This window comes from Saccharibacillus brassicae (genome assembly GCF_006542275.1).
In the GTDB taxonomy this organism is placed as follows: domain Bacteria; phylum Bacillota; class Bacilli; order Paenibacillales; family Paenibacillaceae; genus Saccharibacillus; species Saccharibacillus brassicae.
This window is the reverse complement of sequence record NZ_CP041217.1, coordinates 2,021,204-2,045,059: the sequence shown is the minus strand read 5'-3', so window position 1 is coordinate 2,045,059 and position 23,856 is coordinate 2,021,204. Positions and strand designations below refer to the sequence as shown.

The 23,856-nt window shown below is 59.1% G+C and carries 23 protein-coding genes and 1 riboswitch; of the genes, 21 read left to right on the top strand and 2 right to left on the bottom strand.

Features of this window, described 5'->3' with window-relative positions:
• Positions 1-21: 21 nt before the first annotated feature.
• The 4 genes from fni to ychF all read left to right on the top strand — a co-directional run bounded on the left by fni (position 22) and on the right by ychF (position 3,248).
• On the top strand, positions 22-1,071 hold the full coding sequence (gene fni, locus FFV09_RS08610; protein WP_141447452.1) for a type 2 isopentenyl-diphosphate Delta-isomerase: 1,050 nt from the start codon (positions 22-24) through the stop codon (positions 1,069-1,071).
• A gap of 110 nt (positions 1,072-1,181) precedes the next feature.
• Complete coding sequence (locus FFV09_RS08605) at positions 1,182-1,724, top strand: helix-turn-helix domain-containing protein (RefSeq protein ID WP_141447451.1); 543 nt, start codon at positions 1,182-1,184, stop codon at positions 1,722-1,724.
• Complete coding sequence (locus FFV09_RS08600) at positions 1,708-1,995, top strand: PIN domain-containing protein (protein WP_141447450.1); 288 nt, start codon at positions 1,708-1,710, stop codon at positions 1,993-1,995. The genes FFV09_RS08605 and FFV09_RS08600 overlap by 17 nt, the downstream gene beginning before the upstream one ends.
• Before the next feature lie 152 nt (positions 1,996-2,147).
• Positions 2,148-3,248, top strand: a complete 1,101-nt coding sequence (ychF, locus tag FFV09_RS08595; protein ID WP_141447449.1) for a redox-regulated ATPase YchF — start codon at positions 2,148-2,150, stop codon at positions 3,246-3,248.
• Positions 3,249-3,447: 199 nt separating this feature from the next.
• Here ychF and FFV09_RS08590 read toward each other — a convergent pair whose 3' ends face one another.
• Together FFV09_RS08590 and FFV09_RS08585 are read right to left on the bottom strand one after the other, a co-directional pair.
• A complete protein-coding gene (locus tag FFV09_RS08590) occupies positions 3,448-4,617 on the bottom strand; it encodes a DUF2087 domain-containing protein (protein WP_141447448.1) in 1,170 nt (389 codons plus the stop codon).
• 246 nt (positions 4,618-4,863) lie between these two features.
• The gene (locus FFV09_RS08585; protein WP_141447447.1) at positions 4,864-5,850 is read right to left on the bottom strand and encodes an aldo/keto reductase; all 987 of its coding nucleotides are present in this window, start codon (positions 5,848-5,850) and stop codon (positions 4,864-4,866) included.
• Between the two features lie 245 nt (positions 5,851-6,095).
• On the opposite strand from FFV09_RS08585, the gene prfA reads away from it, so the two are divergent.
• From prfA to atpE, 17 genes are all read left to right on the top strand, one after another.
• Entirely contained in the window at positions 6,096-7,166 is a 1,071-nt protein-coding gene (prfA, locus tag FFV09_RS08580) for a peptide chain release factor 1 (RefSeq protein ID WP_141447446.1), read from the top strand.
• A gap of 5 nt (positions 7,167-7,171) precedes the next feature.
• Positions 7,172-8,068, top strand: a complete 897-nt coding sequence (gene prmC, locus FFV09_RS08575) for a peptide chain release factor N(5)-glutamine methyltransferase (protein WP_141447445.1) — start codon at positions 7,172-7,174, stop codon at positions 8,066-8,068.
• Between the two features lie 237 nt (positions 8,069-8,305).
• Positions 8,306-9,562 (top strand): FtsW/RodA/SpoVE family cell cycle protein, encoded by a 1,257-nt coding sequence (locus tag FFV09_RS08570; RefSeq protein WP_141447444.1) that lies wholly within the window; start codon positions 8,306-8,308, stop codon positions 9,560-9,562.
• A gap of 107 nt (positions 9,563-9,669) precedes the next feature.
• Positions 9,670-10,935 (top strand): FtsW/RodA/SpoVE family cell cycle protein, encoded by a 1,266-nt coding sequence (locus FFV09_RS08565; RefSeq protein ID WP_141447443.1) that lies wholly within the window; start codon positions 9,670-9,672, stop codon positions 10,933-10,935.
• Positions 10,936-11,067: 132 nt separating this feature from the next.
• On the top strand, positions 11,068-12,480 hold the full coding sequence (locus FFV09_RS24105) for an L-threonylcarbamoyladenylate synthase (RefSeq protein WP_246098506.1): 1,413 nt from the start codon (positions 11,068-11,070) through the stop codon (positions 12,478-12,480).
• 69 nt (positions 12,481-12,549) lie between these two features.
• On the top strand, positions 12,550-13,137 hold the full coding sequence (locus tag FFV09_RS08550) for a low molecular weight protein arginine phosphatase (RefSeq protein ID WP_141447442.1): 588 nt from the start codon (positions 12,550-12,552) through the stop codon (positions 13,135-13,137).
• Positions 13,138-13,732: 595 nt separating this feature from the next.
• Positions 13,733-13,815: riboswitch (ZMP/ZTP riboswitch) on the top strand.
• A 134-nt stretch (positions 13,816-13,949) separates the two neighbouring features.
• Entirely contained in the window at positions 13,950-14,528 is a 579-nt protein-coding gene (locus tag FFV09_RS08545) for a TIGR01440 family protein (RefSeq protein WP_141447441.1), read from the top strand.
• Between the two features lie 212 nt (positions 14,529-14,740).
• Positions 14,741-15,988: a serine hydroxymethyltransferase gene (locus FFV09_RS08540; protein ID WP_141447440.1), complete on the top strand. Its 1,248-nt coding sequence runs from the start codon at positions 14,741-14,743 to the stop codon at positions 15,986-15,988.
• A gap of 320 nt (positions 15,989-16,308) precedes the next feature.
• Positions 16,309-17,190 carry a carbohydrate ABC transporter permease gene (locus FFV09_RS08535; RefSeq protein ID WP_141447439.1) on the top strand — a complete coding sequence of 294 codons (882 nt, stop codon included), beginning with the start codon at positions 16,309-16,311 and terminating at the stop codon, positions 17,188-17,190.
• The gene (locus FFV09_RS08530; protein ID WP_141447438.1) at positions 17,190-18,026 is read left to right on the top strand and encodes a carbohydrate ABC transporter permease; all 837 of its coding nucleotides are present in this window, start codon (positions 17,190-17,192) and stop codon (positions 18,024-18,026) included. Before FFV09_RS08535 ends, FFV09_RS08530 begins: the two co-directional genes overlap by 1 nt.
• Before the next feature lie 14 nt (positions 18,027-18,040).
• On the top strand, positions 18,041-19,312 hold the full coding sequence (locus FFV09_RS08525) for an ABC transporter substrate-binding protein (protein ID WP_141447437.1): 1,272 nt from the start codon (positions 18,041-18,043) through the stop codon (positions 19,310-19,312).
• A gap of 308 nt (positions 19,313-19,620) precedes the next feature.
• Entirely contained in the window at positions 19,621-20,250 is a 630-nt protein-coding gene (gene upp / locus FFV09_RS08520) for a uracil phosphoribosyltransferase (RefSeq protein ID WP_087798616.1), read from the top strand.
• A gap of 224 nt (positions 20,251-20,474) precedes the next feature.
• Positions 20,475-21,647, top strand: coding sequence for a non-hydrolyzing UDP-N-acetylglucosamine 2-epimerase (wecB, locus tag FFV09_RS08515; protein WP_141447436.1), 1,173 nt, complete (start codon positions 20,475-20,477; stop codon positions 21,645-21,647).
• 255 nt (positions 21,648-21,902) lie between these two features.
• On the top strand, positions 21,903-22,145 hold the full coding sequence (locus FFV09_RS08510) for an AtpZ/AtpI family protein (protein ID WP_141447435.1): 243 nt from the start codon (positions 21,903-21,905) through the stop codon (positions 22,143-22,145).
• Positions 22,138-22,596, top strand: coding sequence for an ATP synthase subunit I (locus FFV09_RS08505; protein ID WP_141447434.1), 459 nt, complete (start codon positions 22,138-22,140; stop codon positions 22,594-22,596). The genes FFV09_RS08510 and FFV09_RS08505 overlap by 8 nt, the downstream gene beginning before the upstream one ends.
• Positions 22,589-23,401: a F0F1 ATP synthase subunit A gene (gene atpB, locus FFV09_RS08500; protein ID WP_141447433.1), complete on the top strand. Its 813-nt coding sequence runs from the start codon at positions 22,589-22,591 to the stop codon at positions 23,399-23,401. The genes FFV09_RS08505 and atpB overlap by 8 nt, the downstream gene beginning before the upstream one ends.
• 124 nt (positions 23,402-23,525) lie before the next feature.
• Positions 23,526-23,750, top strand: coding sequence for a F0F1 ATP synthase subunit C (gene atpE / locus FFV09_RS08495; RefSeq protein ID WP_087798618.1), 225 nt, complete (start codon positions 23,526-23,528; stop codon positions 23,748-23,750).
• Positions 23,751-23,856 lie beyond the last annotated feature (106 nt).

The following is a 23,856-nucleotide window of genomic DNA, read 5'->3' as shown; positions in this document are numbered from 1 at the left end:
AAGGAGAAGAGGGGAGCGGCCATGACGGAACAAATCAAACGGCCCGGTCCGTCGACCGGAGACCGCAAAAGCGAGCATGTCCGCCTGTGTCTCGAAGAGCAGGTGGCGGGGGTAGGCGTCACGACCGGATTCGAACGGTACGCGTTCCGCCACAACGCGCTGCCGGAAATCGATTTTGAACAGATCGAGCTGGGCACGTCTTTTCTCGGGCGGGCGCTGCGGGCGCCGCTGCTGATCAGCTCGATGACCGGCGGCAGCGCCGGCACGGGCCGGATCAATGAACGTCTGGCCGAAGCGGCGCAGGCGCGCGGCTGGGCGATGGGGCTCGGTTCGGTCCGCGCCGCTGTCGAGCGGGGGGAACTGGCGGAGACGTTCAAAGTCCGGCACAAGGCGCCGGACATTCCGGTTATCGCCAATCTGGGTGCGGTCCAGCTGAACTACGGGTTCGGCGCGGACGAGTGCCGGCGCGCGGTGGACATCGCGGAAGCCGACGCGCTGGTGCTGCACCTGAACAGCCTGCAGGAAGTGTTCCAGCCCGAAGGCAACACGAACTTTGCCGGCCTGCTGCCGAAGATCGCGCGGCTGTGCCGCGATCTGGACGTGCCGGTCGGGGTGAAGGAAGTCGGCTGGGGCATCGACGGCGAGACGGCGGCGCGGCTTGCGGACGCCGGCATCGCGTTTATCGACGCGGCGGGCGCGGGCGGCACGTCGTGGAGCCAGGTCGAGAAGTTCCGCAGCTCGGACGCCATGCGCCGGGCGGCGGCCGAAGCGTTCGCCGGCTGGGGCACCGGCACGGCGGACTGCATCGCGGAGATCCGCCGCGAACTGCCGGACCTGCCGCTGATCGGCAGCGGCGGCCTGACCGGCGGCGTCGACGCGGCCAAAGCGATCGCGCTGGGCGCGGACCTGGCCGGCTTCGGCCGCGCGCTGCTGGGCCCGGCCGTCGATTCGGCCGAAAGCGCGGCGCAGGCCATGGAACAGGCCGAGTTCGAACTGCGCACGGTCATGTTCGGGATCGGCGTCGGCAGCTTGGGGGAACTTCAGGGTACGGAGCGTTTGGTTCGCCGATAGGCGGGCTGGACGCTTTTTTTGTTTGCAAATCAAGCGGGAAGGTTTAGAATAAGTTTAGTATAAGTTCAAAAAAGGTTGTTGAAATAATCAAAAAAGGAAGAGGTGACGTCATGATTTCTCAACAACTCGAAAAACAGCTCAGGGAAATCGCGGAAGGTCCGGCGGAAGCCGCTGCCGAAAAGTTGAAAGCTTTGTTGGACGAACAAGGGAGTACAGCAGGCGGAAAATGGGAAGATTCTATCCATGTTCGGATTTCGCTTGCGGCATCCCCGCGTTTTTCGAACGCGTTTCGGCGCGGCACGCCGATCATCTCCCGCCGCCTTTCGGCGACGGCAAGCGCGCAGAGCCGCTTGTCTCGAAAAGACGTTCGATACGAGCTGCCGCGGGACGAAGCTTATTATACGATCAAGGAAGTGTCCGAACTTTTTCATGTAACGCCACAGGCGGTTCACAAGTGGATTGATGCGGGCAAAATCGAATATGTGTCTCCCGAACAAGGCAGACGCAAAGGCTACCTCATTCCCAAAGCACAATTCAAGCCTAAAACGAATCAAATTGAAGCGTTTTTGGAGCGCCGGACCACGTTGTTTGGCAAAGATAGGCTTGAGTTGGAAAACTCTACTGAAGTGTTTCGGGATGGGGAACACGATTGAAGAAGAGTACGGATGGACAGATGCGGGGCGGGCTTACATGGAAAATCGTTTATTGCATTCGCCCGAAACGCTGGGGCTGCGCGACGAAGATGATTTTCCCATTATGGCGGCCGCTCTTGTTCACGGTATCGACCTTCTTATTACGAATAATATGAAAGACTTCATCGACCCGCTTGGAAAAATTCGTGTCTTAAGTCTGGAATCCGCTGCCGTGTTCGATCATTTTTCGCTGCATTTTCCTTACTCCATCTGGGATGATGCTATCGATTGAACGCTGCATAAAGAGTTCCCCGGCCTCCCGTATCGCTCCCGATGATTTCCTGTTATAATATGCGGTGATGCTTATTTTAAGGGAGTCATCTCCTTCTTTTTTCGTACGGACACGTTATTTTAAGATCAAACTCAGAGGAGTTGTGTATTCATATGGCATTGAAAGCCGGTATCGTAGGACTGCCGAACGTCGGCAAGTCCACGTTGTTCAACGCAATCACGCAGGCGGGCGCGGAGTCCGCCAACTATCCGTTTTGTACGATCGACCCGAACGTCGGGATCGTCGAAGTACCGGACGAGCGCCTCGATAAGCTGACCGAAATGGTCGTGCCGAAGAAGACCGTACCGACGGCATTCGAATTCGTCGATATTGCCGGTCTCGTGCGCGGCGCGAGCAAAGGCGAAGGTCTGGGCAACAAATTCCTGGCGCATATCCGCGAAGTGGACGCGATCGTGCACGTCGTTCGCTGCTTCGTCGACGAGAACATTACGCACGTCGACGGCAAGATCGATCCCGTGAGCGATATCCAGACGATCAACCTGGAGCTGATTCTCGCCGACATCGAGAGCGTCGACAAAAGAATCGAACGCTCCAAGAAGAATCTCAAAGGCGGCAACAAACAGTCCGCGCAGGAAGTCGAAGTGCTGGAGAAGGTCAAGGAAGCGCTGTACAACGACCAACCTGCCCGCAGCATCGACCTGACGGAAGACGAGCTTCAGATCATCCGCGAACTGCATCTGCTGACGCTGAAGCCTGTACTGTACGCGGCCAACGTGGCCGAACACGAGATCGCCGACGTGGCGAACAACGCTTACGTACAGCAGGTACGCGATTTCGCGGCGGCCGAGAATGCGGAAGTCGTTCCGGTCAGCGCAAAAGTCGAAGAAGAAATCGCGGAGCTTGAAGGCGAAGACAAGCAGATGTTCCTCGAAGAACTGGGCATCGAAGAGTCGGGCCTCAACCTGCTGATCAAAGCGGCTTACAAGCTGCTCGGCCTGTACACGTACTTCACGGCCGGCGTGCAGGAAGTGCGCGCCTGGACGATTCGCAGAGGCACCAAGGCGCCGGGCGCCGCAGGCGTGATCCACTCCGACTTCGAACGCGGCTTTATCCGCGCCGAAGTGGTGGGCTACGACGACCTCGTGAACGCGGGTTCGATGAACGGAGCCAAAGAGCGCGGCCAACTGCGCCTCGAAGGCAAAGAATACCTCGTGCAGGACGGCGACGTCATGCATTTCCGTTTCAACGTCTAAAAGCTTTCTTCGCATAAAAAAATCGCCGCCGGCACACGTCGCTTCGGCAGCCCGCATCCGGCCTGCCGAACGCGATCCGCGTTCCGTGCGCCTATAAGCAAGACCCCGATTCCGCCTGGGCGGAATCGGGGTCTTTTTGCTGCGGGAGCGTCGTCAACGCACCGGCTTTCAGCGTAACCGTCGGCCGTCTTGTCGGCCGTTATTGACTCGGCGGGCGATTGTAGCCGCGCTCTCCGTAAGGCCGCAGCTCGGCCAGCCATCTCGATTCCAGTTCGGCGAGCTGCTCCTTGAGCGTCACGTAGACGTTCTCGGACGGTTCCAGCACTTCAAGCACTTCGAATTCGAAAGCGTCCTCGCCGTATTCGTTCCAATCCTGCTGCAGGCCGGAATTGCGGAAGCTGCCGTTGTTCAGCTCGAAGCGCCGTCCGCTGATCGATTTGAGATTGGGCAGCGCGGCGACGTAACATTTGCCGCTGCGCGTGTGGACGATGCGATATACGCCGGCTTCCGGCTTGATTTCTTTGTACATCTGCTGCAGTTCTTTTTTTCGGTTCACGGGAAGATCCTCCTGTTCGGGATTGGGCTCGCGCTTGCGTTCCGCCGTCGGTCGTCCGCCGCGCGTCGTCCAGTAGGCGCTGCCGCCGGGTTCGCGGTCCAGAAAACCGTATTCGATCAGGAAACGGCGCAGGATCGCGTAATCGGCATAGATCGGTTCGAGCTTGGCGTTGACTTCTTTTTCGCTGTACAGGATTCCGTCCCCGAAACGGCGCACGATCTGCCGCAGAACGGCGAGCCGCTGCTTTTCCCGCAGGTCGAACGTCTTCAGCGGGCCGTCCGGACCGTCCGGGAACACGTGGCGCACGATCGCTGCTTCTTCCTCCGCCGTCATGTTGTAGCGATCGTCGACCAGGCGGGCCTGCGGATGCGGATCGATCACGGCCGGCGCCCGCGTATCCTGCTCTTTCAGCAGTTCCATCAGCGCGAGGAAGATCCGGGCCTGCCGCTCTTTTTCCTTGAGGGCGAAGCGGTGGTTGCGAATCGTCGAAGCGCTGCCGATACCGAGTTCATCCTTGATCTGCGTATCGCTTTTGTGCGCATAAAAAAGCCGCAGCAGCGCGTTCTGGTGATCGGTCAGGCCGGTCGCCTTCTTGCCGAGAGCGATCAACGCGCCGAACGGCGAAGCGTGCGACGCTTCGATATGGCGCTGCATGAACTTGCGCGCTTCGTAAAACACGCCGTCTTCCGCATACACGATGCCCGTCTCCGCCGAAGTTCCACAGAACAGGCAGGTCAATATTTCATTTTGTTCGATATAGCCCCGCTTCAGTTCTTCGACCGAAGCGGTCGCCAAGAGATCAGTCCAGCTCATGAATAGACACTTCCTTCTTTTGTTTGCTTGCGCACAGACAAGATGATTTTTATCTATATATAAACACATCACACTTTTGTTTGTCAAAAGCTAAACGATATTGTATTTTGTTTGTTTGGCGGAAAAGCGGATATGCAAAAAGCCCCCTGCCCGCACGAAGGCGGTCAGGAGGCGGGAAGCGCGAGAAGAAGGACAAGCGAAGAACGGCCCGCGAACGGTACCGCTCTCGGCGGTATTCGGAAAAGCTTACTTGTTAAGTGTGTTCATCCCGGATTCCGGATAGCGCAGGCCGGCGGCCGAGCCCTGCGGCGCGGCTTCGTCGATCCGCCGAAGGTCTTCCGCGGTCAGCGAGACGTCCAACGCTCCGACGTTTTCCAGCAGGTATTTGATTTTCTTCGTCCCGGGAATCGGCACGATATCGTCGCCCTGGGCGAGCAGCCAGGATAGCGCGAGCTGGGACGGCGCGCAGTTCTTCTCGCCGGCGATCTGCTTGATCCGCTCGACGAGTTCAAGGTTCCTGGCGAAGTTCTCGCCCTGAAAGCGCGGGGAGTGGCGGCGGAAGTCGTCCGCGGCGAAATCTTCCGGCGATTGGATCTGTCCGGTCAGGAAGCCGCGTCCGAGCGGGCTGTACGGAACGAAGCCGATACCGAGTTCCCGGCAGATCGGCAGAATCCCGTCTTCGACGTCGCGGCTCCAGAGCGAATATTCGGTCTGAAGCGCCGAGATCGGATGGACGGCGTACGCGCGGCGGATCGTCTCCGGCGCCGCTTCGGACAGGCCGAGGTAGCGGACTTTGCCTTCTTCGACGAGCCGGCTCATGGCGCCGACCGTTTCTTCGATCGGCGTATCGGGATCGACCCTGTGCTGGTAATACAGGTCGATCGTCTCCACGCCGAGGCGGCGCAGACTGTTCTCGCACGCTTCGCGCACGTATTCCGGGCGTCCGCTGATGCCGAGGTATTCTCCGTTCGGACCGCGGCGGTTGCCAAATTTGGTAGCGAGCACCACTTGATCCCGGTTTTTTTGCACAAAAGGCCCGATCAGTTCTTCGTTGCGCCCGCTGCCGTACATGTCCGCCGTGTCGTAGAACGTGATGCCGCTCTCCAGCGCCCGGTCCAGCACGCGCCGCGATTCCTGTTCGTCGGTCTCGCCGTAGAATTCGGACATGCCCATGCAGCCCAGGCCGAGCGCCGATACTTCAAGTCCCTGCGTTCCCAGCTTGCGGTTTGCCATTTGCGGAAGCCTCCTCGTCGTTTGCGTTTCACCGCTTAATACCCGATTTCGCCCTGGCTCTAACCGGCTCCGTCGAAAGGGCCACGTCCCGCGCCGCTCGCGGAATTCGGGATATGAAAAAGTGGGAATTCATGCTATAATTATGAGTCGTCACCACAGTCTTGTGTGAACGGCTTTTTGATCTAGACCAAGGGTTCCTATTCTTCTTCAGACAAACACTATTATCGATAAAGAGGTGAACGGCCTTGTTGGATAAATTGCAAGCCCTGGTAGACCGTTACGACAAACTGAGCGAACTGCTGTGCGACCCCGACGTAGCCAGCGACTCCAAGAAGCTGCGCGACTACTCCAAAGAGCAGTCCGATCTGCAGCCGTCGTACGAAGCCTACACCGAATACAAACGAGTCGTCGCAGACCTCGAAGCCGCCAAGGAAATGCAGGGCGAAAAGCTGGACGACGAGATGCGCGAAATGGTCAAAATGGAAATCGACGAACTGTCGACGCGCCGCAACGAGCTGGAAGAGATGATTCGCGTCCTGCTGCTGCCGAAAGATCCGAACGACGAGAAGAACGTCATCGTCGAGATCCGCGGCGCGGCCGGCGGCGACGAAGCGGCGCTGTTCGCGGCGGACCTGTACCGCATGTACAGCCGCTATGCCGACACGCAGGGCTGGAAAGTCGAGCTGATGGACGTGAACGAAAGCGATCTGGGCGGCTTCAAGGAAGTCATCTTCATGATCAACGGACGCGGCGCCTACAGCAAAATGAAATACGAGAGCGGCGCGCACCGCGTCCAGCGGATTCCGGCGACGGAATCGGGCGGCCGTATCCATACGTCGACCTCGACGGTAGCCGTGCTGCCGGAAGTCGAAGCGGTAGACATCATCATCAGCGACAAAGACATCCGCGTCGATACGTTCTGCTCCAGCGGAGCGGGCGGCCAGTCCGTCAACACGACCAAATCGGCCGTGCGCGTCACGCACGTGCCGACCGGCATCGTGGCGACGTGCCAGGACGGCAAATCGCAGAACTCAAACAAGGAAAAAGCGCTTCAGGTGCTTCGCTCGCGGATCTACGACGTGATGCGCCAGGAAGAAGAAGCGAAATATGCCGGCGAACGCAAAAGCAAAGTCGGAACGGGCGACCGCAGCGAACGCATCCGGACCTATAACTTCCCGCAAAGCCGCGTCACCGACCACCGCATCGGCCTGACCATGCACAAGCTCGACCAGATCATGAACGGCGACATCCAGGAGATCGTATCCGCGCTGACGATCGCCGAACAGACCGACCTGATCGACGAAAAGGGAGTTTGATTCTGTTGAACAGGGTACGTTCGGGCCGGGGCGGCTTTCATTTGCGCGAAGGCTTGACGCTCCGGGAAGCCTTTGCGGGGGCTTCTTCTTTTTTGCGGGAACGGGGCGTGGAAGAAGCCGACGACAATACGCGGCTGCTGTTGAAGGAAATATTGGGCCTGTCGGGCGCGCAGTACGTCATGGCGCTGCGCGATCCGTTCCCGTACGAATTCGGGGAACGCTGCGAGAACGCGATTACCCGCAAAGGCGACGGCGAGCCGGCGCAGTACATTTTGGGCGATCAGGAATTTTACGGCTTTACGTTCGAAGTGACGCCGGAAGTGCTTATTCCGCGCCCGGAAACGGAATTGCTCGTCGAAGCGGTGCTGACCCGGGCCAAGGCGCTGTGGCCGCAAGGTTCGCCTGCGGTGCTCGACGTCGGCACGGGCAGCGGCGCGATCGCAATCAGCCTGAAGCTGCTGCGGCCGGAGCTCGTCGTCACGGCGAGCGATATTTCCGAAGGGGCGCTGGGCGTGGCGCAGCGCAACGCCCAGCGGCTGGGCGCGGACGTGGAATTCCGCGAAGGCAGCCTGCTGGAGCCGTTCGCGGGCCGGGCTTTCGATATTCTGGTGTCGAATCCGCCGTACATTCCGGCGGCCGACATCGAGGAACTTCAGCCGGAAGTGCGGGACTTCGAACCGCGCGGCGCGCTGGACGGCGGTCCGGACGGACTGTGGCCGTACCGCGAGATCATGAAGCAGCTCGGCCTGCTGGAGCGCGATCCGAAGCTGATCGCGTTTGAGCTGGGCATGGGCCAGGCGGACGCTGTCGAAGAGATGCTGCGATCGCGCGGCAGCTGGCGTACGATCGAGACCGTGTTCGATCTGGCCGGTATCGGCCGGCACGTGATCGGGATCGCCTGACGCCAGGGACGCCGTCCGGGAGCGGCTGGGCCAAGAGGGCGAGGAACGCGAACGGAATGCTTCCGCCGCGCCTCGCCTTCTTGCTGCCGCCGCAGGGGTCGGCAGGCGGGACTTCGTCCACATGACAAGGGGTTTATTATCGCCTACAATATAGAGAAGAATAGAGAAGACGCATATCCATGCGCCGACAGAGGGAATAACCGGCCTTGAACAGGCTTTTCGGAGGAAACGCAAAGCATGCTGACGAAATGGAAACACACCGATTGGACCCTCGTTATCATCTTGATGATGATGATGGGCATCTGCATTCCCGTCGTGCACAGCGCGGTCTCGAACGGCGACAAGTTCGCGGGGCTGGATACGCAGATGATCTTTTATTACATTCTCGGCTTCGGCGTCGTCTTCCTGATGACGCTGGTCGACTACCGCCTCTACACCAAATATTTCTGGGCGGTCTACGCGCTCGGCATGCTGCTGCTTCTGCTGACGCTGACCCCGCTGGGCCAGACGCAGAACGGCGCGCAGGGCTGGCTGAAGCTCGGCCCGGTCGGCATGCAGCCGGCGGAGCTGTTCAAGCTGGCGCTCGTGATTACGATCGCTTCGCTGCTGGCCCGCAAGAACAAAGACAAACTGGGCTTTTTTGCCGACGTCGTCCCGATCGGGCTCGTCGCGTTTGTCCCGTTCGCGGTCGTCATGGCGCAGAACGATCTGGGCAACGCGCTCAGCTACGTCCTGATCCTGCTCGGCCTGCTGTGGATCGGCAACCTGAAGTTCCTGCACGCGTTCATCATCTTCGTGCTCGGCGCGGGTCTGTTGTTCGGCGGCATCAAAGGGTATGTCACCTACCATGACGAAGTCTCGGACTTCATGACGAATACGCTGGACCGTGCCCACTGGCTCGACCGGATCGATCCGTGGCTGATGCCCGAAGAGGCAAGCCGCGACGCTTCGTGGCAGACCAAGAACGGCAAATACGCGATTGCGGGCGGAGGCATGACCGGGCAGGGCTTCAAGCAGGGCGAAATGGTGCAGAACCCGAACGGGTCGCTCGTGCCGTATACGTATTCGGACTCCATCATCGTCGTGATCGGCGAGGAATTCGGCTTCGTCGGCATCTCGCTGCTGCTCGTCCTGTACTTTATTATGATCCATCGGATGATCGTCATCGCGCTGGAATGCCGGAACCGGGTCGGGTCGTACATTATCGTGGGCATCGTGGCGATGTTCATGTACCAGATTTTCGAAAATATCGGCATGTTTATCGGCCTGATGCCGCTGACGGGAATCACGCTGCCGTTTATCAGCTACGGCGGCACGTCGCTGCTGATCAATATGGCGAGCATCGGCGTCGTTATGAGCATCCGGGCGTGCACGCGGGAAGACGCCGCCAAGGACGAGTTCTCGGACATCAAAGATTCCAAAAACGACGACGGCGGCGGCATGCAGGCCATGCGCGGCGCGCTGTCGAGAATGGGACGTTCGGGCAAAGCGTAAGCGCGAAGTCCGCATGACGTGAACGTGCAAGGCGATCAACGGTTCTGAAATCTACCGACACGCGGCGCCCCAACCGGCCCGGGCGTGTTAACGGGGAGGCTGCGGCAATGCTGGGCAAGATCAAAAACATCGATTGGACGATCATCGTCATTCTGCTGATGTTCGCGGGCATTTCGATTGCGGTCATTCACAGTGCGGTCGTGGACTCGTCCGATGCCAATATCGTCAATTCCGCCACCAAAATGGTTCCGTACTACGTGCTAGGCTTCCTGCTCGTGGTCGCGATGACTTTTTTCAATTACCGTCTGTTGATCAAGTACGCGCCTTATTTGTACGTGTTCGGGATTGGCATGCTGATGCTCGTCTGGTCGCCGCTCGGCGTCGTCATCAACGGAGCGCGCGGCTGGATCAACGTCGGGGTCAGCATCCAGCCGGCCGAAGTGTTCAAGCTCGTCCTCATTATCGGTATCGGCGCTTTTCTCGTCCGCAAACAGCGGGAGAAGCTGCGCTTTTGGAAAGACGTCGTGCCGATCGGGCTGGTCGCGCTCATTCCGTTCATGATCGTCATCGTGCAAAACGACCTCGGCAACGCCCTCTGCTACGCGATCATCGTGGCGGCGCTGCTGTGGATCGGCAACGTGAAGTATACGCATGCGCTGATCTTTATCGTGCTGGCCGGAGGCGGTCTGTACGGAGGGACGACGGCGTATCAGACGTACCATGCGGACATCGTGACTTTTATGGAGAAAAACATGCCGGAGCAGAGTCACTACCTGACGCGTCTCGATCCGATTCTGCTGCCCGACGCGGCCGAAGACAGCTACCATGCCAAAAACGCGCTTGAAGCGATTGCGAGCGGAGGCATGCTGGGCAAAGGGTATATGAACGGCGATCTGTCGAAAAAAGTGCCGTATACGTATGCCGATTCCATCATCACGGTGGTCGGCGAAGAGTTCGGCTTTGTCGGCATGGCGTTTCTGCTGCTGCTGTACTTCATCTTGATTCACCGCATGATCGTGATCGCCCTGGAATGCCGCGACCGCGCCGGTCCGTTCATTATCGTGGGCATCGTGGCGATGTTCCTGTATCAGATTTTCGAAAATGTGGGCATGAACATCGGCATCATGCCGATCACCGGTATCACGCTGCCGTTTATCAGCTACGGAGGCACGTCCCTGCTGATCAATATGGCCAGCATGGGCATCGTTATGAGCATTCACGTGCACAACCAGGAAGTGATCGAGATGGAAGACCGGCTGCAGACCGACCATTTGGACGAAGCCGACAAAAAAGCGGGCCGCAAAGAGCGGGGCTTCAAGCTTCCGTCTTTTGGCGCCAACCGTACGAGAGCTTCGCGCGGGGAAAGCGAATAACGCGTTGCGATCCCGATAAGGGCGAGCCGGAGCGAAAATAAAAGCAAAAATAAAAGCAAGGGCCGTCTCCGAAAGGTGCCGGCTTTTGCCTGTTCGAAACGGTTGATTCAAGCGGAAGAAAGAGGTTAAAACATGAACGCAGGCGTTGAAGGACAAGCATATACACGTATTTGGACCGTCGGGCCGGCCGGGCACGGTTCCACGGGGAACAATTCGGCGCAGGAGCAGGCCAGCATCGCGGAAGCCGCGCAGCTGCTGTCAGACGGAGCCCTGATCGCTTTTCCGACCGAGACCGTGTACGGCCTCGGCGCGGACGCCCGGAACACGGCGGCGGTCGAAGGCATCTTCGCCGCCAAAGGGCGCCCGTCGGACAATCCGCTGATCGTGCATATCGCCGACCGCGCGGAACTGGACGCGCTCGTGCTTGAAGTGACCGCAGCGGACTCGAAGCTGATGGACGCGTTCTGGCCGGGGGCGCTGACGCTCGTCCTGCCGGTACGGCCGGGCGCTTTGTCGCCGAAAGTGACGGCGGGGCTCGACACGGTAGCGGTTCGCATGCCGGACCACGGCATCGCCCTGGCGCTGATCCGAGCGTCGGGCTGTCCGCTCGCGGCGCCCAGCGCGAACCGGTCGGGACGCCCGAGCCCGACTCTCGCGAGCCACGTGCGGGAAGATCTGGACGGCCGGATCGACGGCATCGTCGACGGCGGGCCGGCCGGCGTGGGCGTCGAGTCGACCGTCGTGCGGACGAACGCCGCAGGCGGGGCGACCGTGCTGCGCCCGGGCGGCATCCCGGCCGAGGCACTCGGCCGGGTACTCGGCGCGGAAGTGCGCGCCGTGTCCGCGGCCGAAGGCGCGGACATTGACCCGGCGGCTGCGGCCGGGGAGCGTTCCGCCGCGATGGGGCGGGGCGGCGGCGGCGCGGGCGAAAGCGGCGTAGGGCCGGGCGGAGCTGGCGCTGCCGGGAGCGAAGGCGGCGTAGGGCCGGGTCGGGCCGGCGGCGGGAGCGAAGGCAGTGCGGGCGAAAGCGGCGTAGAGCCGGGCGGAGCTGGAGCTGCCGGGCGCGAAGGCAGCGCGGGGCCGGGCGACACGGGAGCCGAAGCGGCGCTCGGCGCCGGGCCGGCGGACCCGTCTGCGGCCGCTTCCGCTGCCGAAGGCGCGGACGAAGCGCCGCGTTCGCCGGGTATGAAGTACGCGCACTACGCGCCGAGCGGCCGGCTCGAACTGGTGCTCGGCGCCGAAAGCGCGGTCGCGGACAAGATCCGCGAGCTACTCGCCGCCGCGCAGGCCCGCGGCGAGCGGACCGGCGTGCTCGTGTTCGACGAGCATCTGGAGCACGTCCGCGACTTCGCGGACGTCGCGCTGACGCTCGGCAGCCGCAGCGACCTGCGGCAGGCCGCCGCGCGGCTGTACGCGGCGCTGCGGCGTTTCGACGACGAAGGCACGACGTACATGCTGGCCGAAGGCTGCGGCGAGGAAGGGATCGGCGCGGCCGTCATGAACCGCATGGAGAAAGCCGCCGGCGGCCGGATTCACCGACTTTAGATTTAGACGTATGCGCCAAACGGCTTGCACTCGATCGAATTTCATTTTCAGGCAAAGGAGACGGTTCCCATGACACATATTTTATTCGTATGCACGGGCAATACGTGCCGCAGTCCGATGGCCGAAGCGCTGCTGCGGCAGATGGCGCGGCAGCGCGGGGTGACAGTCGAAGTGCGTTCGGCGGGCGTGGCCGCCTCGCGGGGCGTTCCGATCTCCCGTCAGGCCGAAGCGGTGCTGCGCGACCACAGTATCGACGACCGGTTGACTTCTTCTCCGCTCGACGCGGATCTGGTGGAGTGGGCCGATCTTATTCTCACGCTGACCGGTTCGCACAAGAGTCACGTACTGCGCCATTTTCCGCACGCGTTCGAACGCACGTTCACGCTCAAAGAATACGTGGAAGACGATCCCAACGTGTTGGGCGATCTCGAAGAGTTCGACAGCCTGACGGCGTCCGCCGAACTGTCCCGTGCGCTCGGGGAAGCTCCGGAAGCTTCGGCGCGCCAGCGGATGATCGAGCTGCGCCAGCGCATTCCGCAGTTCGATATCTCCGATCCGTTCGGCGGCTCACGCGACGAGTACGAATCGACGGCCGCCGAGATCCGCGCGGCGCTCGACCGCCTGCTCGACAAGCTGCAAAACGAAAGCAGGCCGTAACGCGGCAGCCGCCAACCGGCAATCACCAAATGCTAACTGCTAATCGCCGAACGGACAGCCACCAACTGCTTCCTCCAAAGTTCGAGGCGGTCCAACCCGCTCCGACGCCTCCAACAGTACGCCGACAAATCCTAACGAACCCTCAGCGCGCTATTTGAGGGTTTTTGGCGTTTTTCCGATTTTAACGAATCCTAGTCACGCTATTTGGGCGCAAAACAGGTTTTTGCAGCCGATAACGCCGAATAACAGTCTGACGATTCGTTAGAAATCGAGAAGAGCGAAAAACGACCCTTTAGCGTGCTGACGATTCGTTAGCTTTAGGGAAATCAGGTTTCGCCCCGCCCCTCGGGCCCGCGGCTTCTCGCGCTCTGCCCGCGGCTCCCCCAACGCCCGGCCGCCGCGCTCCCCGCTGCGCCGCCCTTCGCGCTCTCCCTTCCGCGCTTCGCCCGCCCCTCGGACCCGCCGCTCTCTCGCGCTCCCTCTAACGCTCACCCCACTCCCGAACACCCCCGCGCCTCCGGCGTTTTTCGTCCGGGTTTCGCGCAAGTTTAAGTTGATTTTTGCCGGTTGTTGCCTTATGATGAATTTAAATTTACAGATCCGGTGTAACTGGCGACAAATGTGGGTTCAACCACGATGGAGCACCGGAGTTATCGGCCGGTCGCCTGGGCAAAGAGCAGCTTCGCGTTTTTCGCGCGAGGTCGCTCTTTTTGTTTTTTTGCCGGCTTTCCTTTGTTTCCGTTCGGCGTTATGATCGTTAGAGGAACGCCGATATTGCGGCGAACGAGACTCAGCGAAGGAGAGTGGGCAGAATGGAACGTGCAGATCAGATTCAAGAGCAGGCGGAGCAGGCGATCAGGGAACTGGCGCAGACGGCAGGGCTGAAGGCCGGCAAAGTGCTGGTCGTTGGCACGAGCACCAGCGAAGTGGCCGGCCGCCATATCGGGACGTCGGGCGCGCTGGACGTCGCGCAGTCGCTGCTCGCCGGCATCCGCAGCGTGCAGCGGGAGTTCGGCTTCGACGTCGCTTACCAGTGCTGCGAGCACCTCAACCGTGCGCTCGTGCTGGAACGGACAGTGCTCGAACGGTTGAACCTGCGCGAAGTATCGGCGGTGCCGGTACCGAAAGCGGGCGGCTCGATGGCTTCCGCCGCGTACCGCGGCATGGACGAACCGGCGCTGGCCGAGACTATCGAGGCGCATGCCGGAATCGATATCGGGGAGACGCTGATCGGCATGCATCTGCGCCGCGTCGCGGTTCCGCTGCGGCTGTCCGTGCGCCAGATCGGCGAAGCGCGCGTCAATGCCGCTTTGACCCGTCCGCCGCTGATCGGCGGGGAACGGGCGCAATACCGTATCGCGGAAGAAGAAGATTCGACGTTTTGCGAGTAGTCGAATCCGGTCCGGGCAAGTTCGGCGCAGAATTTGCCCGGAAGATTTCCGCAAGTCTGGAGACAGGCTGCGAGACAAGTCCCTATAAGCGCTTCGCCGCGACGCGGCAATGAAGCGAAGTGAGCAAGGTCCGATTTTGTCCGCGTTTGCCCGATTTTTGCCTCATGCGAATACAGACGATATTTTTCAAACCCAGGGAGGAACACGTAAACATGGAGAACTTGAGAAAAAGCGACCCGGCCGTATTGAAAGCAATGGGATTGGAACTGGACCGTCAAAAAGCGAACATCGAACTGATCGCATCCGAGAACATCGTCAGCGAAGCCGTTATCGAAGCGATGGGCTCGGTGCTGACCAATAAATATGCCGAAGGTTATCCGGGCAAACGCTACTATGGCGGCTGCGAGCACGTCGATATCGTCGAAGATCTGGCGCGCGACCGCGCCAAGCAGCTGTTCGGCGCGGAGCACGTCAACGTGCAGCCGCACTCCGGCGCGCAGGCCAATCTGGGCGTATATCTGGCCGCGCTCAAAGCGGGCGATACCGTCCTCGGCATGAATCTGGCCCACGGCGGCCACCTGACGCACGGCAGCCCGGTCAACGCTTCCGGCATCCTGTACAACTTCGTGGCGTACGGCGTACGCGAAGACAACTTCCGCATCGACTACGACGAAGTGCGCAAAGCGGCGTTCAAGCATCGCCCTCGCATGCTCGTAGCCGGCGCCAGCGCTTATCCGCGCACGATCGATTTCGAAGCGATGGCTTCGATCGCGAACGACGTGGGCGCGCTGTTCATGGTCGACATGGCGCATATCGCCGGCCTCGTCGCGGCCGACCTGCATCCGTCGCCGGTGCCGCATGCCCACTTCGTGACGACGACGACGCACAAGACGCTGCGCGGACCGCGCGGCGGCATGATCCTGTGCAAGAAGCCTTGGGCGCAGGCGATCGACAAAGCGATGTTCCCGGGCACGCAGGGCGGACCGCTCATGCACGTGATCGCGTCCAAAGCCGTCGCGTTCGGCGAAGCGCTGGACCCTTCGTTCAAAGTGTACGCGCAGAACGTCATCGACAATGCCCGCGTATTGGCCGAGACTCTGGTCGCGGAAGGCCTGGAGATCGTGTCGGGCGGTACCGACAACCATCTGATGCTGATCGACACGCGCGGCGTGGGCATTACGGGCAAAGAAGCCGAGCACGTGCTCGACTCTGTCGGCATCACGGTTAACAAGAACGCGATTCCTTTCGATACGACGAGCCCGTTCATTACGAGCGGGATCCGCATCGGCACGCCGGCCGCCACTTCGCGCGGTATGGACCAAGACGCGATGAAGTCGATCGGACGTATCATCGCTTCCGTCCTGAAATCGCCAAAAGACGAGACCGTCCTGTCCAAAGCGAGCGCGGAAGTCAAAGAACTGACCGACCGCTTCCCGCTGTACCCGGACCTGCAATACTAGGATTCCGTTTTCCGTTCGTTGTTCGAACGGACCTGCACCGCTGTTCACCCGGCTCTTTCCGAGCCGGGTTTTTTGTCGTTTTCCGCTGCGATTTCCGCTTTTTCCTCGCTGTATCGTTCTTTGCCTTGTGTTCCGTTTCGCTCTCCGCCTCGCTTTTCCTCCCCGTTTTCCGTTCGGCAATCGGCATGAGAGCTGACGGGTATTTACGGATATTGAACCCATATGACGGAAAACGGCCGAAACGGGGTATATAGACAGAGAGCGTTTTTTATCGCTGGATCGCTTACATACTGGAGACAACGAACCAAGGAGGGATTACGTTGAACCGAAAAAAACTTTCGCAGCTGACACAGCAGCTCGTATTCGTGGGACCGACGACGATCTTTTTCGTAATGATCGTCCTCATCCCGTTCCTGCTCGGCATCTATTATTCGATGACGAACTGGAACGGGGTCTCGCAGAATCTGGAATTCGTCGGACTGAACAATTACGTTCACGTCTTTACGGCGGACCCGGAATTCCGCAACGCTTTCTGGTTTACGGTACGCTTCACGGTGGTGGCCGTGCTGGCGACCAACCTGCTCGGCTTTTTCCTCGCGTATTTCCTGACCAAGCCGCTCAAGAGCAAAAACGTGCTGCGGACCGTCTTTTTCATGCCGAACATGATCGGAGGCCTGCTGCTCGGGTTTATTTGGCAGTTCATCTTCGTGCGCGGGTTTGCCGCGATCGGCGAAGCGACGGGCATCGGATTTTTCAACCTTCCGTGGCTGGGCAACGAACCGACCGCTTTCTGGGGCATCGTTATCGTGTTCGTCTGGCAGTACGCCGGCTACCTGATGGTCATCTATATCGCTTCGCTGAGCAACGTCTCCAAAGACGTGCTGGAATCGGCGCAGATCGACGGAGCGAACCGGACGCAGGTGCTGTGGAAAATCATTTTCCCGCTCGTCATGCCGGCCGTTACGGTCTGCCTGTTCCTGACGATCTCGTGGTCGTTCAAAATGTTCGACCTGAACCTGGCCCTGACGAACGGCGGACCGTTCAACGCGACCCGCTCCGTGGCGCTCGACATCTACCGCGAAGCGTTCACGAACAGCCGCCTCGGCCTCGGGACCGCCAAAGCGGTCATCTTCTTCGTCATCGTCGCGATCATTACCGCCATTCAGGTCCGCGCGACCAAAAGCAGGGAGGTTGAAGCGTAATGGAACAAGATTCGAGATACCGGGTGCAGACGCTGATCCTCGAAGTCGTGCTCGTACTGGTCGGCCTGCTGTTCCTCGTGCCGTTTTATTTCCTGCTCTCGAACTCGCTCAAGACGTTCGGCGAGATTCTGTCCGACGCCGCGGCTCTGCCGGGCTCGCTGCAGTGGGCGAACTACAAGGCGGGCTGGGAAGCGATCAACTTCCCGTCCGCGTTCAAAAACTCGCTTATCATCACGGTCGTCAGCAATCTGCTGCTCGTCCTGCTCAGTTCGATGGCCGCTTACCAGATGGTACGCCGTCCTTCGCTGTTCAACCGGATTCTGTTCGGCGTCTTCGTGGCGGCGATGGTCATTCCGTTCCAGTCGATCATGCTTCCGCTGACGGACATCACGAGCCGGTTCGGCCTGAGCGACAGCCTGTGGGGGCTTATCATTTGCTATATCGGGTTCGGCGCGCCGCTGTCGGTGTTCCTGTTCCAGGGCAGCATGAAAGCCATTCCGCTCGAAATCGAACAGGCGGCCCGCGTGGACGGGGCAGGGACGTACGGCGTCTTTTTCCGGATCGTGTACCCGATGATGCGTCCGATGTACGTGACGGTCATTATCTTGAACACGCTCTGGATCTGGAACGATTATCTGCTGCCTTCCCTGATCCTGACGAGCGAAAATTTGCAGACGATTCCGATCGCCACCTACATGCTGTTCGGGCAGTACACGAAGCAGTGGGATTTGGCGCTTCCGGCTCTGGTGCTCGGCATCCTGCCGGTCATCATCTTTTTCCTGGCTATGCAAAAATACATCGTGTCCGGCATCGCGGCCGGCGCCGTGAAAGGGTAAGGGGGACGTATTCGATGTCGATCAAAAAACGCATGCTGCTGCCCGCTCTCGCCCTGGCCTTGACCACCGCGCTTTCCGGGTGTGCGCAGGGTGGAAGTACCGGCGAGGCCGGAACCAAAGTCATCAATATTTATCAGGGCAAAGTCGAGATCTCCGACCAACTGCAGGAGATGAAGCAGCTGTACGAAGAATCTCATCCCGGCGTGACGCTCAATATTCAATCGGTCGGCGGCGGCACGGACTACGCGGCTTCGCTCAAATCCCGCTTTTCCGCCGGCGCCAAGCCCGATATTTTCACGATCAGCGGGTTCCAGGAGCGCGATCTGTGGCTGGAATATCTGGAAGATCTGTCGGATCAACCGTGGGTCGCGAACATGGATCAGGTATCCAAAGACCCGATGAGCGCGGACGGCAAACTGTACGGCTTCCCGCTGAACTACGAAGGGTACGGCTTCCTGTACAACAAAGATATTTTCAAAAAAGCGGGCGTGACCGAAATTCCGAAGACGCTGTCCCAACTGGAAAAAGCGGCCCAAAAAATCGAGAAAGCCGGCTACACGCCGTTCGTAAACGCCTACGCGGAATGGTGGGTGCTCGGCAACCATAACGTCAACGTGCCGTTTGCCCGGCAGAAAGATCCCGAAGCGTTTATGCAGGCGCTCGACGACGGCAACGCGGATATCGTCAACAACGAGGTGTTCGACGGCTGGCTCGACCTGCTCGATTTGACGCTCAAGTACGGCGGCGCCAATCCGCTGACGACGGACTACAATACGCAGATGTCCACATTCGCGAACGGCGAAGCGGCGATGACGCAGCAGGGCAACTGGGTGCAGCCGACGCTCGACGGCATCAATCCCGACTTGAACGTGGGGATGATGCCGATGCCGATCAGCGAGAACGCGGGAGAGAACGACAAGCTGTTCGTCGGCGTGCCGACCTATTGGGTCATCAACAAAGATTCGCCGGTCAAGGAAGAAGCGAAAGAGCTGCTCGACTGGATGGCGGGCACGCCGGAAGGCCAGCAGTTCCTGACCGAGAAGTTCCAGTTTATCCCGGCGTTCACGAACATCGAAGCCGATCCGGAAGACATGGGGCCGCTCGGTACAGATCTGACCACATATATCGACGAAGGCAAAGCGCTCAACTGGTATTTCCAGCAGCTTCCGATCGGAACGCCCCAGGATTACGCCAATCTGATGCAGTCGTATATTGCGGGACGCGACACGCGCGAACAGCTGCAGGAGAACCTTCAGGCTTCCTATGACAATCTCAAAGTACGCTAAATCAGGCAGTAGCCGCGCAGCGCCCCCGGTCGGCATTCCGGTCGGGGGCTTTTTGCGTGCGCAAAAGAACCGGCGCGAAACGGGGGAAAGGAAACGTTTTTGTGTCGGACCGTTCAATGCGGATGCACAAGGGGCTTCGTAATGCTATAATGGACAAGATTTACGGGGCTTTGGGCGCAGCATCAAGCTGTGCCAAGAACCCGGAACGGAATTCGAGACGAATTTCCCGAAAACGGACATCGCCGGTTTTTGCGCGCGTTTGCGGCAGGAACCGGCGATGCCGAACATTGTACGGAGGGACGAACCTTATGAGTAAACTGGTGATCTGCGATCATCCCCTGATCCAGCACAAACTGACTTTTATCCGAGACGTTAACACGAACACGAAAGACTTCCGAGAGCTTGTCGACGAAGTCGCGACGCTGATGGCGTACGAAATCACGCGCGAAATCCCGCTGGAATCCATTCCGGTAGAGACGCCGGTCACGCAGACCGAAGGCAAAGTCATCTCCGGGCGCATGCTCGGCCTCGTGCCGATTCTGCGCGCGGGCCTCGGCATGCTCGACGGCGTGCTGAAGCTGCTTCCGGCCGCCAAAGTCGGCCACGTGGGCCTGTTCCGCGATCCGAATACGCTCCAGCCGGTCGAGTATTACGTGAAGCTGCCGACGGACGTGCAGGAGCGCGAGCTGATCGTTATCGATCCGATGCTGGCGACCGGCGGTTCCGCGATCGCGGCGATCGACGTGCTCAAGAAGCGCGGCTGCACGCAGATCAAGATGATGAACCTGATCGCGGCGCCGGAAGGTGTGAAAGCGGTACAGGACGCGCATCCGGACGTGGACATTTACGTGGCCGCGCTGGACGAGCGCCTCGACGATCACGGTTATATCGTGCCGGGACTCGGCGATGCGGGCGACCGTCTGTACGGAACGAAGTAAACGACGGACGAGCCTGCCCGCTTTGCCGGACCGGTCCGACGATTTTTCGGGAGACAGTTGGCGGCGGGCGGTAAGTTCGGGCGCAGCGGCGCGGGATTTTCCTGTTTTGCCGCTTCTTTTTTATTTTGCCCTGTTTCTTATTTAATGAAGGAATCCATTTGAGCAACCCACGGTTCGGCTTCGGAAATGGCCGGATGCCGGGCGGAAAGCGAGCGAATATACCGATGAAAAAAATTAAAGTCATGACGATTTTCGGCGTTCGGCCGGAAGCGATCAAGATGGCCCCGCTCATTCTTGAGCTGGAGAAGCACCCCGAAGAGATCGAGTCGATCGTCTGCGTCACGGCCCAGCATCGCCAGATGCTCGATCAGGTGCTCGAAGTATTCAAGATTACGCCGGATTACGATCTGGACGTTATGAAAGATCGCCAGACGCTGAACGAAATTTCGATCCGCGTCCTGCAGGGCCTTGAGCCCGTGCTGCGGGAAGTCCAGCCGGACATCGTGCTCGTGCACGGCGACACGCTGACGACGTTCCTGGCCAGCTACGCTTCGTTCATGCAGCAGATCAAAGTCGGTCACGTGGAAGCGGGGCTGCGCACCTGGAACAAGCTGTCGCCTTACCCGGAAGAGATGAACCGCCAACTGACCGGCGTTCTGGCCGACCTGCATTTTGCTCCGACTTCGTGGTCGGGAGGCAACCTGGCCAAAGAGAACAAATCGAAGTCAAGCGTTTATGTCACAGGCAACACGGTCACGGATGTGTTTCAATATACCGTGCAGCCCGATTACAGCCACCCGGTACTCGATTGGGCCAAAGGCAAGCGGCTGATCCTGATGACGGCGCACCGCCGCGAATCGCAGGGCGAACCGCACCGCAACATTTTCCGCGCGGTCAAGCGGATCGCCGACGAATTCGAAGACGTGGCGATCGTGTATCCCGTCCATCCGAGTCCGGCCGTCAAAGAGCCTGCCCACGAAATTCTCGGCAATCATCCGCGCATTTCGCTGATCGATCCGCTCGACGTCGTAGACCTGCACAATTTTTATCCGCATACCCACCTGATCCTGACCGACTCCGGCGGCCTGCAGGAAGAAGCGCCTTCTTTCGGCGTGCCCGTACTCGTCCTGCGCGATACGACGGAACGTCCGGAAGGCATCGAAGCCGGAACGCTGGAACTTGTGGGCACGGAAGAAGAGACGGTGTATGCGCGGACCCAAGCCCTGCTTAGCGACAGCGTTTTGTACGATTCCATGAGCCGGGCTGCCAACCCGTACGGAGACGGCAAAGCGTCGCAGCGTATTGTCAATGCGATTCTGCACAGTTTCGGAGTCAAAACCGAACGGCCGGAAGAATTTCACACAATGGACACAAATGGCCCTGAAGTTGCATTGTGATTGACTAGGTAAACAGTATACAGTATAGCTGTACGGTTGATACGCTTTCAAAAACTTGCCCGTCGCGCTTCGGACGATCGCCCAACGTTTTGCCGGCATGCCGGATTCCGCTTTTTCGCAGGTGAAGACACCTTCTTTCGGGCAGGCCAAAGTCTTGATCGGCAAGGGATTGCGGCACAAAAGGAAAAGTTCGGCGAATTGACAATAACTCTTACTTTTCAGTAAAATGAATGAGGATTATGAGATTGACAAGCGATGGTGAAGCGTATGGCCCCGAACAGAAAAAGCGGCCCCTGGAAAGCGATCGGACTTGTCAGCGCTATCGGTTTCGAGCTTGTTTCGTTTACGCTGCTCGGATTTTTTTTCGGGCGTTGGATCAACGAAAAAACAGGCGGTTCCGGTCTCTGGATCGGACTTGGCGTGTTGGTCGGATTGGCCGTGGGAGCGTTTGGCGTAGTCGTGCTCGTCCGTAAAGTTTTGGAGGGAAGCGATGACTAGCGAATTACCGAAATACATGCGGTGGCTTACACGCGTTACATATACACTCCTGGCGATCGGCGCCTGTTGGATGCTGATCGCTCCCCATCATCACCCGGTGGTATTGGGCATCGTTTTCGGAGCAAGCGTAAGCTGTATGAGCGCGTATTATTTGGGTCACCGGGTTCGTAAGATTACGGACGCGGTGTCGGAAGGAAGAAAGGCTCGGGGCGGTCTGGGCTTTGCCTGGAGAGCGATTGCGGCGATTGCGGCTCTTGTCGTCGCTATCGAATTTCCGCATGAGGTCAATTTGATCGCGCTGATGGCAAGCCTGGTTGCAGCCCCGATTATCCTGCTGATCGTAGGCATTTTGATCACGCACAAGGATACCAAGGCAGAAGCCCTCTACTTTGAGCAAAAGCGGAGGGAGAAAGAGAAACTGGCTGAAGAAAGGGGTGAAAAAAATGCATGAAGCTCCAATAATTATGCTCGGAGGGATGCGCTTCGATCTTTCGATCATCCTGATGTTGATCGTAAGCTGTACGGTCGTGTTCCTGATTGCCAAGCTGGCAACCCGTAACATGTCCGTCGAAAATCCGGGCAAGCTCCAGAACTTCATGGAATGGGTCATCGAATTCGTTCAGAATCAGGTGGCCGGAACGATGGACATGAAGAAAGGCAGACCTTTCGTAACGCTGGCCGTGACGCTGATCATGTTTATCTTCGTCAGCAACATGCTGGGCCTTCCGTTCGGTATCGTAATGCATCCGCACAGCGCGGAAGAAGCGACAATCTTCGGCCAACCGATCATTACCGCCGTGGAAGCGTTCAACTCGGCAGCCGCCGCAGGACAGGAACCGCACGTGGAGATCGCGTTCTGGAAATCGCCTACCGCCGACGTTTCCGTCGCCATGGCGCTGGCCGCGATGATTTTCATCCTGGTCCACTTCCTGGGCATCACGAAAAATACCAAGGCTTATTTCAAGCACTACTTCGAGCCGTATCCGGTATTCTTCCCGATCAACTTGATCGAGCAGTTCTCCAGTCTCCTGACGCACGGCATGCGTCTCTACGGCAATATCTTTGCCGGCGAGGTTCTGATCAGCGTGATCCTGAAGCTGGCAGCCGTCAACGTCGTAGGCATGATCGCTTCCATTCCGCTGATGGCGATCTGGCAAGGATTCAGTATTTTCGTAGGCGCGATCCAGGCTTTCGTCTTTACGATTCTGGCACTGGTCTACATTTCCCAAAAGGTCGAAACGCACGACGAGCATTAGCCTGATTCCACAGGTTCACCGCTTTACGGGTCCAACGCAAGGATAAGGGGTACATAACCGCTGTCCAAGCTGGCTATATAAACAATTATTTTTCTAATACTTAAGGAGGCTTACACAAATGGGTTTGGGAGCTATGGCATTGATTGCCGCTGCAATTGCAGTCGGTTTGGGCGCACTCGGCGCAGGTATTGGTAACGGTCTGATCATCAGCAAAACGGTTGAGGGTATCGCACGTCAGCCGGAAGCAAAATCGACGCTGCAAACGACAATGTTTATCGGTGTCGGTCTGGTCGAAGCACTGCCGATCATCGGCGTGGTCCTGGCGTTCATTTTCTACGCCGCGGCATAACTTAAAACTAGTAGGGCGGGGATGGCACAGCCTCCGCGCCTTCTTTTTGGAATGAGTACTTTTTACGTATTGAAATAAACTTATCTATGTTCCGTTCATTGAACTG

Bases quoted from the DNA above. Each gene is read 5' to 3' on its own strand.
- fni (WP_141447452.1), top strand. From the start codon at position 22: ATGACGGAACAAATCAAACGGCCCGGTCCGTCGACCGGAGACCGCAAA.
- FFV09_RS08605 (WP_141447451.1), top strand. From the start codon at position 1,182: ATGATTTCTCAACAACTCGAAAAACAGCTCAGGGAAATCGCGGAAGGT.
- FFV09_RS08600 (WP_141447450.1), top strand. From the start codon at position 1,708: ATGGGGAACACGATTGAAGAAGAGTACGGATGGACAGATGCGGGGCGG.
- ychF (WP_141447449.1), top strand. From the start codon at position 2,148: ATGGCATTGAAAGCCGGTATCGTAGGACTGCCGAACGTCGGCAAGTCC.
- FFV09_RS08590 (WP_141447448.1), bottom strand. From the start codon at position 4,617: ATGAGCTGGACTGATCTCTTGGCGACCGCTTCGGTCGAAGAACTGAAG.
- FFV09_RS08585 (WP_141447447.1), bottom strand. From the start codon at position 5,850: ATGGCAAACCGCAAGCTGGGAACGCAGGGACTTGAAGTATCGGCGCTC.
- FFV09_RS08570 (WP_141447444.1), top strand. From the start codon at position 8,306: ATGCTGACGAAATGGAAACACACCGATTGGACCCTCGTTATCATCTTG.
- FFV09_RS08565 (WP_141447443.1), top strand. From the start codon at position 9,670: ATGCTGGGCAAGATCAAAAACATCGATTGGACGATCATCGTCATTCTG.
- FFV09_RS24105 (WP_246098506.1), top strand. From the start codon at position 11,068: ATGAACGCAGGCGTTGAAGGACAAGCATATACACGTATTTGGACCGTC.
- FFV09_RS08550 (WP_141447442.1), top strand. From the start codon at position 12,550: ATGACACATATTTTATTCGTATGCACGGGCAATACGTGCCGCAGTCCG.
- FFV09_RS08545 (WP_141447441.1), top strand. From the start codon at position 13,950: ATGGAACGTGCAGATCAGATTCAAGAGCAGGCGGAGCAGGCGATCAGG.
- FFV09_RS08540 (WP_141447440.1), top strand. From the start codon at position 14,741: ATGGAGAACTTGAGAAAAAGCGACCCGGCCGTATTGAAAGCAATGGGA.
- FFV09_RS08530 (WP_141447438.1), top strand. From the start codon at position 17,190: ATGGAACAAGATTCGAGATACCGGGTGCAGACGCTGATCCTCGAAGTC.
- FFV09_RS08525 (WP_141447437.1), top strand. From the start codon at position 18,041: ATGTCGATCAAAAAACGCATGCTGCTGCCCGCTCTCGCCCTGGCCTTG.
- upp (WP_087798616.1), top strand. From the start codon at position 19,621: ATGAGTAAACTGGTGATCTGCGATCATCCCCTGATCCAGCACAAACTG.
- wecB (WP_141447436.1), top strand. From the start codon at position 20,475: ATGAAAAAAATTAAAGTCATGACGATTTTCGGCGTTCGGCCGGAAGCG.
- FFV09_RS08510 (WP_141447435.1), top strand. From the start codon at position 21,903: ATGGTGAAGCGTATGGCCCCGAACAGAAAAAGCGGCCCCTGGAAAGCG.
- FFV09_RS08505 (WP_141447434.1), top strand. From the start codon at position 22,138: ATGACTAGCGAATTACCGAAATACATGCGGTGGCTTACACGCGTTACA.
- atpB (WP_141447433.1), top strand. From the start codon at position 22,589: ATGCATGAAGCTCCAATAATTATGCTCGGAGGGATGCGCTTCGATCTT.